The organism is Bacteroides sp. UBA939 (assembly GCF_002293435.1).
GTDB lineage: Bacteria > Bacteroidota > Bacteroidia > Bacteroidales > Bacteroidaceae > Bacteroides.
Genome location: NZ_DBDF01000218.1, coordinates 1 through 16,301, shown reverse-complemented (window position 1 = coordinate 16,301; position 16,301 = coordinate 1). Strand labels below are relative to the sequence as shown.

At 44.7% G+C, this 16,301-nt stretch carries 14 protein-coding genes; 10 read left to right on the top strand and 4 right to left on the bottom strand.

Annotated elements, in window-relative coordinates; all coding sequences use genetic code 11:
* Window positions 1–131 precede the first annotated feature (131 nt).
* On the bottom strand, window positions 132–842 hold the full coding sequence (locus tag B2Z67_RS14355; RefSeq protein ID WP_291530528.1) for a DUF6266 family protein: 711 nt from the start codon (window positions 840–842) through the stop codon (window positions 132–134).
* 709 nt (window positions 843–1,551) lie between these two features.
* Here B2Z67_RS14355 and B2Z67_RS14350 point away from each other — a divergent pair.
* The 3 genes from B2Z67_RS14350 (at window position 1,552) to B2Z67_RS14340 (ending at window position 5,351) form a co-directional block, all read left to right on the top strand.
* The gene (locus B2Z67_RS14350) at window positions 1,552–3,294 is read left to right on the top strand and encodes a tetratricopeptide repeat protein (protein WP_291530527.1); all 1,743 of its coding nucleotides are present in this window, start codon (window positions 1,552–1,554) and stop codon (window positions 3,292–3,294) included.
* A 77-nt stretch (window positions 3,295–3,371) separates the two neighbouring features.
* The gene (locus B2Z67_RS14345) at window positions 3,372–3,788 is read left to right on the top strand and encodes a DUF3244 domain-containing protein (RefSeq protein WP_291530526.1); all 417 of its coding nucleotides are present in this window, start codon (window positions 3,372–3,374) and stop codon (window positions 3,786–3,788) included.
* Between the two features lie 21 nt (window positions 3,789–3,809).
* Window positions 3,810–5,351, top strand: coding sequence for a vitamin K epoxide reductase family protein (locus B2Z67_RS14340; RefSeq protein WP_291530525.1), 1,542 nt, complete (start codon window positions 3,810–3,812; stop codon window positions 5,349–5,351).
* 37 nt (window positions 5,352–5,388) lie between these two features.
* Here the strand turns inward: B2Z67_RS14340 and B2Z67_RS14335 are convergent, their stop codons facing one another.
* Both B2Z67_RS14335 and B2Z67_RS14330 read right to left on the bottom strand, forming a co-directional pair.
* Window positions 5,389–7,281: a transglutaminase-like domain-containing protein gene (locus tag B2Z67_RS14335; RefSeq protein ID WP_291530524.1), complete on the bottom strand. Its 1,893-nt coding sequence runs from the start codon at window positions 7,279–7,281 to the stop codon at window positions 5,389–5,391.
* Between the two features lie 9 nt (window positions 7,282–7,290).
* Window positions 7,291–9,279: a DUF3858 domain-containing protein gene (locus B2Z67_RS14330; protein ID WP_291530523.1), complete on the bottom strand. Its 1,989-nt coding sequence runs from the start codon at window positions 9,277–9,279 to the stop codon at window positions 7,291–7,293.
* Between the two features lie 213 nt (window positions 9,280–9,492).
* Between B2Z67_RS14330 and B2Z67_RS14325 the strand changes: the two genes are divergently transcribed.
* The 7 genes from B2Z67_RS14325 (at window position 9,493) to folK (ending at window position 14,863) form a co-directional block, all read left to right on the top strand.
* A complete protein-coding gene (locus B2Z67_RS14325) occupies window positions 9,493–10,389 on the top strand; it encodes a class I SAM-dependent methyltransferase (RefSeq protein ID WP_291530522.1) in 897 nt (298 codons plus the stop codon).
* 47 nt (window positions 10,390–10,436) lie between these two features.
* Window positions 10,437–11,318: a cell division protein FtsX gene (locus B2Z67_RS14320; protein WP_291530521.1), complete on the top strand. Its 882-nt coding sequence runs from the start codon at window positions 10,437–10,439 to the stop codon at window positions 11,316–11,318.
* A gap of 129 nt (window positions 11,319–11,447) precedes the next feature.
* Window positions 11,448–11,690 carry a DUF3098 domain-containing protein gene (locus tag B2Z67_RS14315; RefSeq protein ID WP_291530520.1) on the top strand — a complete coding sequence of 81 codons (243 nt, stop codon included), beginning with the start codon at window positions 11,448–11,450 and terminating at the stop codon, window positions 11,688–11,690.
* 30 nt (window positions 11,691–11,720) lie between these two features.
* Window positions 11,721–12,530 (top strand): undecaprenyl-diphosphate phosphatase, encoded by an 810-nt coding sequence (locus B2Z67_RS14310; protein ID WP_291530519.1) that lies wholly within the window; start codon window positions 11,721–11,723, stop codon window positions 12,528–12,530.
* Window positions 12,520–13,218 (top strand): tRNA pseudouridine(55) synthase TruB, encoded by a 699-nt coding sequence (gene truB / locus B2Z67_RS14305; protein ID WP_291530518.1) that lies wholly within the window; start codon window positions 12,520–12,522, stop codon window positions 13,216–13,218. Before B2Z67_RS14310 ends, truB begins: the two co-directional genes overlap by 11 nt.
* Window positions 13,219–13,230: 12 nt before the next feature.
* Window positions 13,231–14,289, top strand: a complete 1,059-nt coding sequence (gene queA / locus B2Z67_RS14300; protein WP_291530517.1) for a tRNA preQ1(34) S-adenosylmethionine ribosyltransferase-isomerase QueA — start codon at window positions 13,231–13,233, stop codon at window positions 14,287–14,289.
* Window positions 14,290–14,392: 103 nt separating this feature from the next.
* Window positions 14,393–14,863, top strand: coding sequence for a 2-amino-4-hydroxy-6-hydroxymethyldihydropteridine diphosphokinase (gene folK / locus B2Z67_RS14295; RefSeq protein WP_291530516.1), 471 nt, complete (start codon window positions 14,393–14,395; stop codon window positions 14,861–14,863).
* Here the strand turns inward: folK and B2Z67_RS14290 are convergent.
* Window positions 14,847–16,061, bottom strand: coding sequence for a M28 family metallopeptidase (locus B2Z67_RS14290; RefSeq protein WP_291530515.1), 1,215 nt, complete (start codon window positions 16,059–16,061; stop codon window positions 14,847–14,849). The two genes, folK and B2Z67_RS14290, sit on opposite strands and share 17 nt — an antisense overlap.
* Window positions 16,062–16,301 lie beyond the last annotated feature (240 nt).

Sequence of the window (16,301 nt, the reverse complement as noted above, 5' to 3'; positions counted from 1 at the left end):
CTCCTCCCGGGAGGAGGAGAAGCAAGTTACTCCTGTTTATAAACTCCTAAGTATGAATAATACAGGCTGACTACTGCCTGAATGAATAATGCAGGTTAGTTGGAGCAGTTCGCCGTCAAACTATCCCGGGATTACCCCAGCGGATTGTCGTCTATCTCACCTGTACCCGAACCGCCACCTTGCGAACCTCCGTTTCCGGAACTGTTGCCCGCCTGATCATCCTTCAGGCACACGCTATTGGCAACGTTCGTACCGTCCTCGTTGCAAAAGCCCAGGTAGATGGCCAATGCGTCGCCGTTCCAGTTGGCAGGGAGTTTCAGCTCCGCTGCCTCTGCGGCACGTGTAGCGGATACCGTGTCATAGACAGCCACTTCTTTGCTTTTGTTGTATGCCAGCAACATCGCTGTATCCGTGGTTGCCGCATCACCCATCCCGCTATTGTCCTCCCATACAAAAGACAGTTTATCGCTACCGGTGGTTACCGAGGCATTGAGCGCCGCCGCCAGACTACCGCGTGAGACCAAAGCCTTTTTATAGTCGATCGATACGCTTTCGCTGCCGCCGGTTATCGCATGTTTCATAATGTAAGATACTGCTGCATTGAATGCCGACTGATCTTTGGAGTACTCTTTGTACCCGATACGCAAAAAAGGTGTCATCGCCTTCGTGAAGTTGATGGCTTCGGCAAATCTGGCGCGTTGATCCTGTTGCTTTTCCGTCCGCGGATTGCTTATGCTCACTGCCAGTGCTCGCATATAGTTTACCGACTTCCATGTACTGCCTACTACCGTACCTACTTTTCCTGAGAATCCCCCGAGGATTCCTTGTTTAATTGTTCCCATAATTTTTACTTTTTTTAAATTAATGAATAAATTAGTTTTTTGTGAACTTCCCGAAAGACTTCTGCAGCAATCTTCGCCGTGCTGTTCACCATTCAACGACTTTTTGTTTTCGTTGCGTTGGCAAAGGTATGGAAAATAATTGTTTCGCTCCAAATGTTTTTCCAAAAAGCGTTCGGAAAAACATTATTTTTCTTTCATTCTATTGATAATCAACGCATTACACACGCATACACTAAAATAAACCGCCAAATTATCAAACTATAAAGTTTTCAACTTTGGTCTAAAACTCTTCCGAACCGTATTAGATACGTGTTTTCTCCGCTTCTATAGGGGGACTAAAATAGAGGAGCGGATAAGGAGCGGGTAAGGAGCAGGTATGGGGGAGAAAGGGGGCAGGTTCATATTGTTCTATTTTTCGGTTTTTTAGGAAATTATTCTTTTTTATATCGCAGTGCTTTTAATAAAATTATATCTTTGCATCACAGTCATTCAATTATTTAAGTTTCGCAAGTTATTTATTTAAGTTTCGCATATTACTGGTAGTATCCCTATTCTCCTCCTCCNNGGGAGGAGGAGTACCCCGCAAGGGGGGAGATTCACCTACCACCCCGCCCTTTGGGCACCCCTCTTCCCGGGAAAAGGGGAAACGAGATAGCTCAGTAACATACGGACAACTTGCAAAACTCTAATTAATCAAATAGCTAACAACATGAGAAACAACATTATTACTATATTATTTTGGGTTGTCTTTTTACTAATGGCTTGCGGCAAGCATCAAAGCAGCGACCGACAGTTAATACTGGCAGATTCGCTTATGCAATCGCAACCGGACAGCGCATTGCATATCTTGCAGAACATTTCAATGCAACAGCTAACTACACAAGCCGACAGCGCTTACTATGCCCTACTGCTAACACAGGCAAGGGACAAAAATTACGTCGTACAAACCAATGACTCACTCATACGTTTAGCCATAGCATACTACAACAAAACCAACGACACACGCATGCAGGCAAAAGCCCATTATTACTGGGGATGTGTTTACAGGGACATGAACCGCAAGCCGGAAGCCCTCAAAGAGTTTTTCATTGCAGCCTCTCTTATTAAAGACACAAAACAGAAACGGCAATTGGGGCTGATATACAACAACATGGGGTATATCTATCATTTTCAAGGAATTTACGAGAAAGCAGATTCCATCTATCAGTTAATGGAAACCATTGCCGAAGAACTGAAAGACAGCACCCTTTGGGCGGAATCCTTATCAAAACAAGGCTCTATAGCCCTCACAAAGAGGGACAGTTGTTTCTCCACAGCCGAACAGAAACTATTGGACGCCTTTGCAATTGCAGATAAAATAGGTTATAAAAGAATAAAAGCCGATATATCAGCCGACCTGAGCCGTTTATATAGCCGAACGCACCGGGGAGAAAAAGCCCTGTTTTATGCAAAACAGAATCTCTCCCTACGAAAGGATACCGCATACGCCTACCGGGCTTTCCTTCTTTTAGGAGATGCCTACTATAAAACAGGACAATACGATTCCGCAACTTTCTACCTCAACAAAACTTTGTTGAGCAAAGAGTATGGGAAAATGGCAAATGCTTATATGCGTTTGGCAGACATAGCGATGGACCGCGGAGATGCCGCCCTGTCTATGAAGCTGGAAAGATTTAGCTCCATATACAAAGACAGCCTGTACCAAATTCACCGGAGTGAAGTAAACAATAAAATCTTCGAAGCGGAAGCCAACGCCAGAATTACACTTCAACAGTTGCATTACAAGAAACGTATAAATTTATACCGGTACGCGTTTGTATCAGTAGCAGTAATCATCCTCATATCCGCCTTCTTTATATATAGGAGAAGCAAGGAATACCGAAAAAACAATGATTTGTTACAAAAAGACAAACTACAATTGGAAGATGCAAACCGGAGCTTAAACCAACATTACGCCGACCTGAAATCAGATATCGCCCAAAAGGACATAGAGATTGAGAATATTAAAAAAGTGATAGAGTCGCGCCAGATTGATAATGAGCAAAAAGAAAGATTGCAGAAAGAACTGGATGAAATAATCCTGAAGAGAAACGCTTTGGCTAAAGAAACCTTCTGGTACTCGCCACTCTACGCAAAAATGACCGCCATCATCAAAGACTATCAGGATAGAGACGAGTCCGAACTGGAAATCACCGAACAGGAATGGCATGAATTGATTATCGGGGTAGACACGGCATGGGACAACGCCCTATCGCGCCTGCAAGCCAAGTACCAATTGTCAAAAGAAGAGCTGCATCTGATATGTTTAAGTTTAATCGGTTTCCCTTTTTCCCATTTCGGATATCTGATGCATCTTTCCAGAAAAACACTCTACCGAAAGAAAACTGCATTATATAGCCGGATTAATATGGATCAAAAAGGTAATTTTAGGGATATTTTGCGGAAAATTTAGTTGTGACACACTTGTGACACACTTTATTTGCGGTAACTTTTATAACTTAGCGGCATCAACTTTAAAAATTATGCCTCATGAAAGTATCAGTATTTATTTTATTTGCATTGTTGACTTTAAACATTTCAATGAATGCGCAGTCTACTTCCGGAAGAATAGACATTATGCTTACACAGCAACTTGCCGACAGAGAAATGGGTGGTGATACCGGCGGCGGTACTACAGAAGAAATGCCTAAAACCCGTGGAGCAGTTCTTCAAGCTGCTTATGCCTCCTTGGACAATGGAGTGATTTCAGTGCAATTCATCCAGTGGCTTCCTTTTGCTACCGTTACTATTACCAATGAAGCAACCGATGAGGTGGTTTATGAGCAAAGCTATGCCAATCCTACGGATCTTAGCATTGATTTAACCGGAGAAGCCGGGGGAGACTATACCCTTGAAATAGTTTCGGGCGAAATGTCCCTGACAGGCAGTTTCTTTTTAGATTTCTAACAAATTTGCGGAAGTATATTCATGGCTGAAATTAACAATACCACCGGCGTCATACTCTATCGCTATTTGCGGATGCTATCCGTAAAGGTGAGCAGGATTACTATTTCTCGTTTACTTGACACCCCGATAGGGAATAGTATACGCGGCATTAGCGATGCCATGAATATGCTTCATGTAAAAAACAAAGTACAACAATTCCACACATACACTCATTTTTCACAGTTGGAGGTTCCTTTTATCACCATGTCCGAGATGGACAAGAATCTATTCTGCATAGTGACCAAAAAGGATGATTTCAACGTGGAGTTCCTCGACGAAGGAGGGAATAAACAGCACATCGGGATAGGCGATTTTTTGCAGAACTGGACAGGCGTCGTCCTGTTTGCAGAACCTACGGATAAAACACCGTCCGAACGGCTATATGTTGCCAGAAACCTTATTTCCTATTTCCTGCGCCACAGGTTCGTTATCGCCATACTTCTTATGCTGCTATTGGGCTTACAGGCTGCGATTTTCCGTGCTCAAACCCCACTTTTCATAGTCGACCTGTGCGTATTGAGCCTCGGGATTCTTCTATCTTCCGCCATCATTTACAAGGAACGGATAGATGAGCGGTTTATGGAGCGGGTCTGCCGTATCGGAAAGATAATAGATTGCAACAGCGTACTTCGTTCCAAAGGGTCGACTATAGGAGGTGTAGCGTTGGGAGAAGTGTGTTTGCTCTACTTTATGGTTATTTATCTGTTTTCACTTATCCGGTGGAATGATTTTTACAGCATCTCGGTCATCTGTTGTGCAATGGCAGTGGTGATGACATTCTACTCTGTCATTCACCAGATATTCATTCTGCATAAGGGGTGTGTACTTTGCGGATTGCTCAGTATCGTGATATGGGCTAATGCGGTGGTACTGTATCTGATGAGAAGAGATTATGACATGAATATATCGTTGGATTCACTCTTCGCATTTATTATAATGGGATGTATTTGCCTGGTTTTTGCCATACAACTGCGGATTGAAATGAAAGGGCAAAGGGAACGAATTACTCTAAGGAGATATTTGGCCGGTTTGCTTAATCCGGAAACGTTTCAGATGTTGTTGACGCAGAAACCCGAGATAGAAGAAATGGCGGGCAGGGATATTGCATTGTACAACCAAAAGGCGGGCAATCATGAACTAATGATAGTAATCAACCCTAATTGCAAGAATTGCGCAAGGGTTCATCGCCGCATGAGAGAAATGGATTCCAGCGTTCCCATATCATTGGTGTTGGCTACAAATCCAAATGACAGGCTGGGCGAGCGGGTTGCACAGACGGTTATTGCAGCGTATTATATGACAGGCTGGGACAAGGCAATGAACCTGCTGGAAGAGTGGTACGAAACAAATGACATCAAAGAAGCAGGCAAGTATGTCATAGATACGAAGGTAGAGAACATTTGGAGAATGCAACAAGCATACTTCCGGAGCCAAAAGATAAGTAAGACTCCCTCCGTGATAGTAGACAACCACTATGTGCCGGAAATATATTCATTATCGGATTTTAAATATGTGTTGGGGTAAAGGGAGTGCTTAGGTACTTCTAAGCCGAAGCCCCCTCCTATTCGGAAGGAGCCTCACTTTTCTTCAATATTATCTTTGCCCCATACTGCGTAGCAACATTCTTGCGGAATTCCGAGAAACCGGCATAGTCGTCTTTGGGGTAATCTCCATGATAGAACAATAACCGGTGCACGATATGGATATTCTTATCCTCCCCCAAAGTGACGGAAGCGTGGAACTTGCCGAACTTGCTTTCTATATCGGCGGTTTTGGGCAACGATTCTATTTCATACCCTTCCGGTATCCGGATGCTGATACTGTCCGTGTCAAGGTACCCGTAATTGATTTGAATATCCTGAGTGCGCTCTCCCTGGTTGCTTGGATTGTAAAAGCTCTTGTGGAACACATTCACAGGGATGAACAGGCGCTTTCCGGTTCTGTTTCCATACTGTTCGCTTTCGATGGTATAGGAGATATCCAGTTGCGGGTCTTTCTGCTTTGTTTCCTTGAAGCGGATGCCATCCACCTTTGCCTGTACAAGACTTATGCCTGAACGCAGCCAGTCCTTTTGCCGGGCAGGCTCTACGTTCTTGATGCCTACATTATCTTCGTACTGAAACAGGCGCGAGCTTTGGGTTACTTCGATTTTGGCATTGCCATCCGGTAGCAGGGACACGATGGCATTGTTGACCTGGGTATGCAGGGAATCCGGATAGATGGGTAAGCGGCAAAGGGTTCCGCCGTCCGGGTTGATAAGCAGGGCATCGTGGCCGGCAATGGAGTGATGCACGTAGCCCAGGGGAAGGTCGGGACTGGTACATTCCAGCCAAAGCGTATCGTTAGGCAACGGTACTTGCAGGATTACATGGTTGTTTTGGTTGGCACTGGCAAAATCTGCCAGCAGGCGCTTGTTGTCGGTGCTGATTACCGTATAAAACGAAGGAATCCCCAACTCCGCCAGCATGGCGCGGGCATAGTTGGACAATGCTTTGCAATCGCCGAAACCCGTGCGGTGCACATCGGCGGCGGGGGCGGGTTGCAGACCGCCAATGCCTAATTGTATGCTGACATAACGCGTGGTGGACTCAAGCAGTTGATATACTGTGGCTACCTTTTCGTACGGGGTTTTACATGCTGCCGCCCGCTTTTGCAGTTCTTCCTTCAAGGCTGGCGGCAACAAGTCTCTGCCTTCCAGCAGGCGATATTGCCACTCACCGAAAGATTTCCAGCTCTCCATGCTGCCTTGGGTTTTCTCGAAAGAGAAATTCCGGGGAACGAAGTAAATGCGTGGCAGCACATCGGATAAGGAAGGGCTGTAAGGCTCTTTGTTGATGGCGGGCAAGGATTGGACTTTTGCTTCCGTCAGGCAGTTTCCGTCGGCTGTTTGTTGCTGGCTGACTTCCGTTTGCATATTGATTGTGCGGTAGAGGCATGAGTTATCGCCCGGAGTGACGATGCGGTAGCTTGCCTGCGCTACACTTTGATTGTAGTTGGTTTGAGGAACGAAGCTGGGGAACCCAATCAACCCGTCATTGTGCTTTACTTCCCATTCATAAGTAATGGTAACGGGGTATCTCGACGGAATGTATTCAAAGAAATAGTAATAGTTGTCACTGGCAAGTTCAGCCGAGTACTCGGTGATTTTCAGTTCACTTTTCTTTATCTTCCGGATTACATTGCCCGAAGCATCGCGCACTTCGCCGGAGAATTTCCTCAGTGAAGAAAAACGGTCGCATGAGCAGACGAAATTGGCATTTTCTTTTCCCTTGTCATTCAGAATTTCTATAACCCGTTTTTCTTTCTGAACAGCATCGGTTGGTGAAGTACACACAATGTCGGTTGAGGCATCTTGTACGATGGAATATGCATTGGTGCGCAAATCGGTTTGTGCGTGCAAGCCGAAGCAGTATGTTGCCGATAGCAGGCAAAAAAACAACTTATTTATTTTCATTGCTCGGAACTATTGTTTTTTTAAGACCATCATTTCATTATTCTTGTTTGCCATGACTTCCCAGAATTTTTGCAGTTCGGGGTAATCGGTATGCAGGAACAGCAATTGGTTGAGTTGGAAGGTGTATCTGATGGATACCAGATTGTTCTGCTGTGACACAACGTACCGGCAGGATACTTTTCCGTTGTTGGTGCCTATTTTTATGCTTTCCGGGATTTCGTCCACTGTGTAGCCTTCGGGGATAGTCAGATTGACACTCAAGGTTACCTGGTCTAAATACGGGAATTCCACAGGGAGTTTTCGTTCAGCCTGTTTGAAAGTCGATTCGGATACATGCAGGAAAACAAGCGGATTGACATAAATGAACTCGTCGTTAACCGTGGACTGTTTTTCAAACTCCACGGTTTCGCGGACTTCCGGCGAGAAGAGTTGTCTTCCTTTCATGCTGATGGCTTTCACTTGTATGTTCTCGTCGGAGGCGAGTTTGTTTACAAATTCCGTGCTGTCTTTTGCAGTACGGTACTTGTTGCGCAGGTTGGAAGCGTACTGACCCATGTAGACAGTTTCGCGTGTACCCGTAACAACTCCTTCCGGAGAAATGCTTGCCCTTACGCTTGACCTCAATTGATTTCTGCCAAGGTTTGCCAAGCCAACCCACTGGCTTTGACCGTTTGGGGCAATGATGCGGGCACGATCGGCCATCAGTACGGGAGGTATGATGTTAATATAACCGTCACCAACCGAACCGTCCAGATAAACCATAGTGCTGTCCGTATTGGCTATGGCGACAATAAATGTATTCAGTTTCTGGAGGCTGGGGTGTGCATAAGGGAGCATTCCCAGGTTGCGACGGCTCATTACCGCAGGGTAAGCGGGGATACCGGCATCTTTCAACATGCTTATAAGTATAAAATTGATATCGGCATTGCTGCCTGTTCCCTCTTTCAATATCTGTCTGGAACTGTTGCCATACAAAGCATAGTTCCCGTTCCATTTCACTTTGTTTTTAAGGAGGATGTAAATTGCGGCAATTTTATCCATCGTACTATTCATCTTATCCCAAGGGAGCGCCGCCATTTCTTCTTTAAGCGGATTATTCATCTTCAACCTGCCTCCGAATTCCGTATCCTCAAGCAATAGTTTGTCTATTTGTCCCCAGGTTTGAGTGAATGTTTTGTAAAGAGCTCCCGGAAATTGAACGCCTTGTAATTCAAGATTCACTTGTGTATTGTAATCATCAAGGTACCACACATAGCTGTCGTCCTTTAAAGCAGGCAGTTGGTTGCCTTTAAAGTTCAGATGCCTGGCGGAGCACGGAACCAAATCTCCTCCGATGGAAAAGGTTAGATTGGTTGGTTCATCCAAGCGTTTTAATGTTTCCGAACCACGCATGTCTATATTGAATCTGAAGTATTCGGGTACGACAATATCATACTCTGTGTACAAAGTGGGGATTTCACTCTGCGCCTGCCAATTATGGATAGAAGAATATATATCGGATTCCAACATATATTCATATTCCAGCACCGTACCTGCTTTTACCTGGGGAATAGAAAACTTTACCTGCATATAATAGTCGTTGATACGTTCCCTGAAGACGACATCCCTTTTCATCTTGGTGCGCACAATTTTGCCCCCTTCAACATTGTAGGCGGTGGCTTCCAGTCCGGTAACCAGCTCTTTTACGCTTCTATCGGTTTTATGCTCGTAATAGGGAATGGTGACATTGGCATAGGAAGTGCCTTCCGGTTTAAGTATCTTGATTTTCACCTTATGGCTGTAGATTATCTTGAATCTGTCTACCCGAAAGATGTAATTGACATCGGTCAGGTCGCACAAAATAACGGCAGTGGCGCTTGAGTCCGGTGAGTATGTCTCCATTGTCAACTCTTCCATCGTAGGTTTGCCAAACTTTAAGTTCGGAGAAATGGTTTGTCCGTCAGCGAGTACCTGAAGACTGCAAAAGCAAAAAAGCAGAAGTAGTAAGGTGTTTTTCATATAGCATATATTAAAGGATTCGTGCCCACAAATATATATGTTTTTTATTAAAAGCAAATATTTATGTTCTTCTTTTTTCTCTTTTTATTAAAACTCCTTAAAGAAAGCCTGATACGTCGCTTTTTATTTGTTATTTTGCACCAAATTTGGGTATAGTGTATCCCATATCAATCCCGGTTGATTGAGTTGCACTGTATTATTACAGAACGTTCAATGAATAAACTCACCATAAAAGTCTGTCCGGTATGTGGTGGTACGCACATAGAGCGTGCTATGACCTGTATTGACCATTATACTTCCGGCGAAGTGTTTTATTTGTGTTGTTGTCAGGATTGCGGCTTTCTCTTTACACAAGATTTCCCCATAGAAGCAGAGATAGGAAGGTATTATGAAACTCCTGATTACATATCTCATACTGACACAAAGAAGGGCTTTGTGAACAGGGTATATCATTGGGTACGCGCTTATATGCTGAAACGTAAAGCCCGATTGGTGGAAAATGAAGCGCACTGCCAAACGGGACGTTTACTGGATATAGGTACGGGAACAGGGTATTTTTCGGACATCATGCAGAGGCGGGGATGGGAAGTGGAAGCGGTTGAGAAAAGTATGCAGGCGCGCGCTTTTGCCAAAGAGTGTTTCGGCCTGGATGTGAAGCCCGACACTGCTTTACAGGATTTTGCTCCCGGCAGGTTTGATGTTATCACATTGTGGCATGTCATGGAGCATCTGGAACATCTGAATGAAACTTGGGATACCTTGAACACTTTGCTAACGGAGAAGGGCATGTTGATTGTTGCTTTGCCCAACTGTTCTTCGTACGACGCAAAGAAGTACGGTGCGCATTGGGCGGCTTACGATGTACCGCGGCACTTGTGGCATTTCACTCCCGGCACTGTTCAGAAATTAAGTTCCAAACATGGCTTTATATTGTCTGCCCGCCACCCGATGCCGTTTGATGCATTTTATGTATCAATGTTGAGTGAGAAATACATGGGGCGTTCATTGCCTTTCCTCCGTGGTATGTTGAGCGGTGTGACGGCATGGTTCAGCGCATTGGGGAATAAAGAACGAAGCAGTTCCATGGTTTATGTGTTCAGGAAAAAATAGAGAGAGTGATAAAGCAATAAAGTGATAAGATGATAAGTTATTAGGGAATGAAGACGAAAACGAAATATAATTCCGTATCCTATTTTGATATGCAGTTCATCACGTCCAGCATTAGTACGACGTTGGTGTTGCTGTTGTTGGGGTTGGTGGTGTTTTTTGTGTTGACTGCCCACAATCTTTCAGTATATGTGAAGGAGAATATCAACTTCTCTATCATTATCAGTGATGACCTGAAAGAGCCGGATATTCTGAAACTGCAGAAGCAACTGGACAAGGAAGTATTTGTGAGATCGACCGAATACATTTCGAAGAGGCAGGCGCTTCACTATCAGATTGATGCGATGGAAATAGACCCGCAGGAGTTCCTGGGCTATAATCCTTTCCATGCTTCTATTGAGGTAAAGCTACACTCTGATTATGCGAATGCCGACAGCATAGCCAAAATAGGAAAGCTGATAAAGGAAAATACGAATGTGGAGGATGTACGTTATCAGGAAGAACTGATTAATTTGGTGAATGATAATATCCGTAACATAAGCCTGATGTTGCTGGGGCTTGCTGTGTTACTGACGTTTATATCTTTTGCACTGATAAATAATACAATCAAGCTGACTATTTATTCCAAGCGTTTCCTTATCCATACCATGAAGTTGGTGGGAGCCAATTGGAGTTTTATCCGCCGGCCGTTTTTGTGGCGGAACTTCTGGATTGGCGTGTTGGCGGCCGTCATAGCCGATGGCATTTTATTGGTTGCAGCCTATTGGCTGGTGGTGTACGAACCTGACCTGGTCAGTGTGATTACGCCTAATGTAATGGTAATGGTTTCGGCTTCGGTATTTGTGTCCGGGGTTTGCATCACATGGCTTTGTGCATTTCTCTCCATTAATAAGTTTCTGCGGATGAAGGCGGAGACGTTATACCATATATGAAGTAGTTAGTAGATAGTAGATAGTAGAAAGTAGTAAGTAGGATAGTAGAAAGTAGTAAGTAGGATAGTAGAAAGTAGTAAGTAGATGGTGGTGGGTAGAATAGTAACATTATATATAATAAAATAAGAGATGAGTAAAGAGAAATTTGCTTTTGATAAGACAAACTTTGTCCTGCTTGCCATAGCTATGGCGGTAGTGATTATCGGTTTTATCCTGATGACCGGTTCGGCATCTTCGCCGACAAACTTTGAACCGGATATTTTTAGTGCAAGACGTATTAAAGTGGCTCCGTTGGTTTGCCTGGCGGGTTTTCTGTTCATGATATATGCCGTGTTGCGTAAGCCCCAACAGAAAGCGGATGACGCAGAGTAAATTCAATTACAAATTCTAAAAGAAAAATAAATGGAGTGGTTTGAAGCTCTTATTCTTGGAATACTCCAGGGATTGACAGAGTATCTGCCTGTAAGCAGTAGCGGACATTTGGCTATCGGCTCAGCGCTATTCGGTATTCAGGGAGAGGACAATCTGGCTTTTACGGTAGTGGTGCATGTTGCCACGGTACTCAGCACATTGGTAGTGTTGTGGAAGGAAATAGAATGGATATTCAAGGGATTATTCAAGTTCCGGATGAATGATGAAACACGCTATGTTATCAATATCCTGATTTCAATGATACCTATCGGCTTTGTAGGCATACTCTTTAAAGATGAGGTTGAGGCTGTTTTTGGCTCCGGCTTGCTGGTTGTAGGCTGCATGTTGCTGCTGACTGCCGCATTGCTGTCATTCTCTTATTACTATAAGCCCAAACAAAAAGAGAACATATCAAAGAGAGATGCGTTTATTATTGGGGTGGCGCAGGCATGTGCCGTACTTCCGGGGCTTTCGCGTTCGGGGGCTACTATTGCCACCGGTTTGCTGTTGGGCGATAACAAGGCGAAACTGGCTCAGTTCTCTTTCCTGATGGTGATACCGCCAATTCTGGGCGAAGGTTTGCTGGATGGTATGAAGTTGATGAAGGGCGAAGTTATTGCCGGTGATATATCAACCGTTTCTCTGTTGGCAGGTTTTGTAGCTGCATTTGTTTCGGGTTGCCTGGCTTGCAAGTGGATGATTAATATCGTGAAGAAAGGAAAGCTGATTTATTTCGCTATCTATTGTGCGATTGCCGGTATCGTAACATTGGTGCTGAATTCATTGAACTATGGATTTTAAAGAAGGAGAGGTTTTATATTTCAATAAGCCGTTGGAATGGACTTCATTCAAACTGGTGGGAGCTGTGCGGTACCATATCTGTAAACGGCTGAAAGTGAGGAAGTTGAAAGTAGGCCATGCCGGTACGCTCGACCCTTTGGCTACCGGAGTGATGATTGTTTGCACGGGCAAGGCTACGAAGCGGATTGAAGAATTCCAGTATCACGTGAAGGAATATGTCGCTACCATCCGGTTGGGTGCTACCACGCCTTCCTATGATCTGGAGCATGAGATAGACGCCACCTATCCCACGGAGCATATCACCCGGGAGTTGGTGGAAGATGTGCTGAAGACATTTACCGGCGAGATACAACAGATACCGCCTGCCTTTTCTGCCTGCATGGTGAATGGCAAGCGCGCTTATGACTTGGCTCGTAAGGGCGAAGAGGTAGAGTTGAAACCGAAGTTATTGGTGATTGACGAGATTGAGTTGTTGGAGTGTAATCTGCCGGATATTAAGATACGTGTGGTGTGTAGCAAAGGTACGTACATACGTGCTCTGGCGCGTGACATTGGCGAAGCCCTGAATAGCGGCGCACATCTTACTGCATTGGAGCGCACCCGCGTAGGGGACGTCCGGCTGGAGGATTGCCTCGACCCGTTGGACTTTAAAGAGTGGTTAGGTACTCAGGATATAGTAGAAATTTAAAAAATAAATAATATGAAACTGTCGCAATTTAAATTTAAGCTTCCGGAAGAGAAGATTGCTTTGCATCCCTCGAAGTACAGGGATGAATCACGCCTTATGGTGTTGCACAGAAAGACAGGTAAAATTGAGCACAAAGTGTTCAAGGATGTTCTGGACTACTTTGATGACAAGGATGTGTTTGTTTTCAATGACACTAAAGTATTCCCGGCGCGCCTGTATGGTAACAAAGAGAAAACCGGCGCGCGTATTGAGGTATTCCTGTTGCGTGAATTGAACGAAGAACTCCGGTTATGGGATGTACTGGTAGACCCTGCCCGCAAAATACGTATCGGCAATAAGCTTTATTTCGGTGACGATGATTCTATGGTTGCGGAAGTAATTGATAATACGACTTCGCGCGGACGCACACTCCGTTTTCTTTATGATGGTCCGCACGATGAATTCAAGCAAGCTTTGTACGCGTTGGGAGAAACTCCCCTGCCCCATAGCATTATCAACCGTCCGGTAGAACCGGAAGACTCGGAACGCTTTCAATCTATCTTTGCCCGCAACGAGGGTGCAGTGACGGCTCCTACTGCCAGTTTGCATTTCAGCCGTGAGTTGATGAAACGTCTGGAGATTAAAGGTATCAACTTTGCATATATCACTTTGCATGCGGGTTTAGGCAATTTCCGTGATATTGATGTGGAAGACCTTACCAAGCATAAGACCGATTCCGAACAAATGATAGTATCCGATGAAGCTGTGGGTATTGTGAATCACGCCAAGGATTTTAACAGGCAGGTTTGCGCCATAGGTACTACTGTGATGCGCGCTATCGAGAGTACGGTGAGCACGGACGGGCATCTGAAGTCTTATGAAGGCTGGACGAATAAGTTCATCTTCCCCCCTTATGACTTTACGGTAGCCAATGCAATGGTATCCAACTTCCACATGCCACTTTCCACATTATTAATGATTGTTGCCGCTTTCGGTGGTTACGACCAGGTAATGGATGCTTATAACGTGGCTTTAAAGGAAGGTTATCGTTTCGGTACGTACGGTGATGCGATGCTGCTTACGGACAGGTGATAATATAAATTATGAATTGTGAATGATGAATGATGAATTGCGATGTAGCGTGTATTGCGCAGCTTCATTCATAATTCATCATTCATAATTCAAAATTCAAAATATGTACGCTTATTTAGGTTTAGGAAGTAATCTCGGCAATAAGGAACAAAACCTCCGTCTTGCCGTGCAACAAATAGAGAAGCGGATAGGGAAAGTGGTTTCCCTATCCGCTTTTTATGCTACTGCTCCGTGGGGTTTTGCTTCGGATAATACTTTCCTGAATGCTGCTGTTTGTGTGGAGACTGAACGCCCACCATTGGAAATTCTTTCAGAAACTCAGGCCATAGAATGCGAGATGGGACGTATCCATAAGTCTGTGGGCGGTGTGTACAGCGATCGTGTGATAGATATTGACCTGTTGCTCTATGGTAACCTTATCCTTGATACTTCTTCCTTGAAGCTTCCTCACCCGCTGATGCACAAACGCCTTTTCGTTATGGAGCCGTTGGCAGAAATTGCACCTTATATAATACATCCTGTATTAGGAAAGACGATACAGGAACTTTATGACGCACTTACAGTAAAAGAATGAATTCCCTGATACCGGTAACGCATTCCGCAACCCGCTCATAATCAACCACACAGAGGTTATCTTTAGGCGTATGAGTCAGTTCCTGACACTCCATATTCTCGATAAACCACTGCGAACTAACCGCAATTGCCGGGCAACCATTCTGTAGAAACAAGCTATGATCGCCCTGATACCACGGCAAACCTTCCACAAGTTCGGGAGTATTCCAAAGAACCTCATGCAAAGCATCAAGCATGTACTTCGGAAGTTCGAGAGGAGAGAAAGCGGAAAGCCCTTCTCTGTATCCGGCTCCGTCGATATTGATATTCAGGGCAATATCGTTGAACTTACCTGCGTTTTGCGCCACATAATTCACTTGTCCGGGCGCTCCGTAATAATCTTCCCCGTTGAAGATGACCAGTTCGATGGGAAGTTTCGCGGAAGATTCCTTCAGAAGTTCGGCGAGTACTAAGACGGCAGCCACTCCGGTTCCGTTGTCTATTGCACCCGGGGTACCTATCTTGGTATCTATGTGGGCAGTGATAACAATTCGTTTTTTCGTCTCGTTACTACTTCGGGCAATGACGTTGAATGCCGTTTCGGGAATACGCTTCGCCCGGGATGTCAGTTCTACCGTTTGCCCGGCATGGAGCAGCAGTCTTTCGCCTTCAGTATCCTTCATATAGACAGAAGGAATATCAAAATCGCCATCCTCGAACAAAGGAAAAGGATAGACCCCGCCTGCTGTGGCGGCATTGCGCTCCGTGGAACAAATCAGTGCTTTGGGCTTACCTTGCTCCAACAGGGCAATGAGGTGTTGGTCTTCTTCGGGATTCCAGAAAGGAAAGTTCTTCGGGGCAATTTGCCGATTGGCTATTTCTCCATGAAGAAGGAGGACTTTGCCGGTTATGTTGCTTTGCTCAAGTTGCGCAACCGAATGAATAGCAAGCAGTTCGCCCTGTACACAACACCCCAATGAATAATGAGAAGAGAAAACATCGAACGACTGATTGCGGCAGGTGAGCGTGGCGCCCTCCGTTGCCCAGTCTATAACAGGTAACGGGATGGTTTCCGTTTGCCAACCATGACTCTTCAATACTTCTTCGGCATAAGCCGTAGCTTTGCGATTCTGTTCGCTTCCTACACGGTGTTCGCCAATTTCACAACACAGCACTTCCAAGTGCATTTTGATTTTCTCTGTTACTGCCTTTTTATCCATACCTTAAATTCTTTAATAGACATCTTGGGATTCCTTAAACTCAAATGAATGAGGGTACAAAGATAACGCTCGCACCAACAGCGGAATTGTAAAAAAGGGACAAATGCCGGATCAATCAAAATCTCTGACCTGCATTATTCATACTGTAGTCAAAGGAGCTATCACTTCGTTAGGAGTTAACCTGTATTATTCATAGTGTCTCGTCATAAATGAGAATTTAGCGGTGTAAATGATTAATAG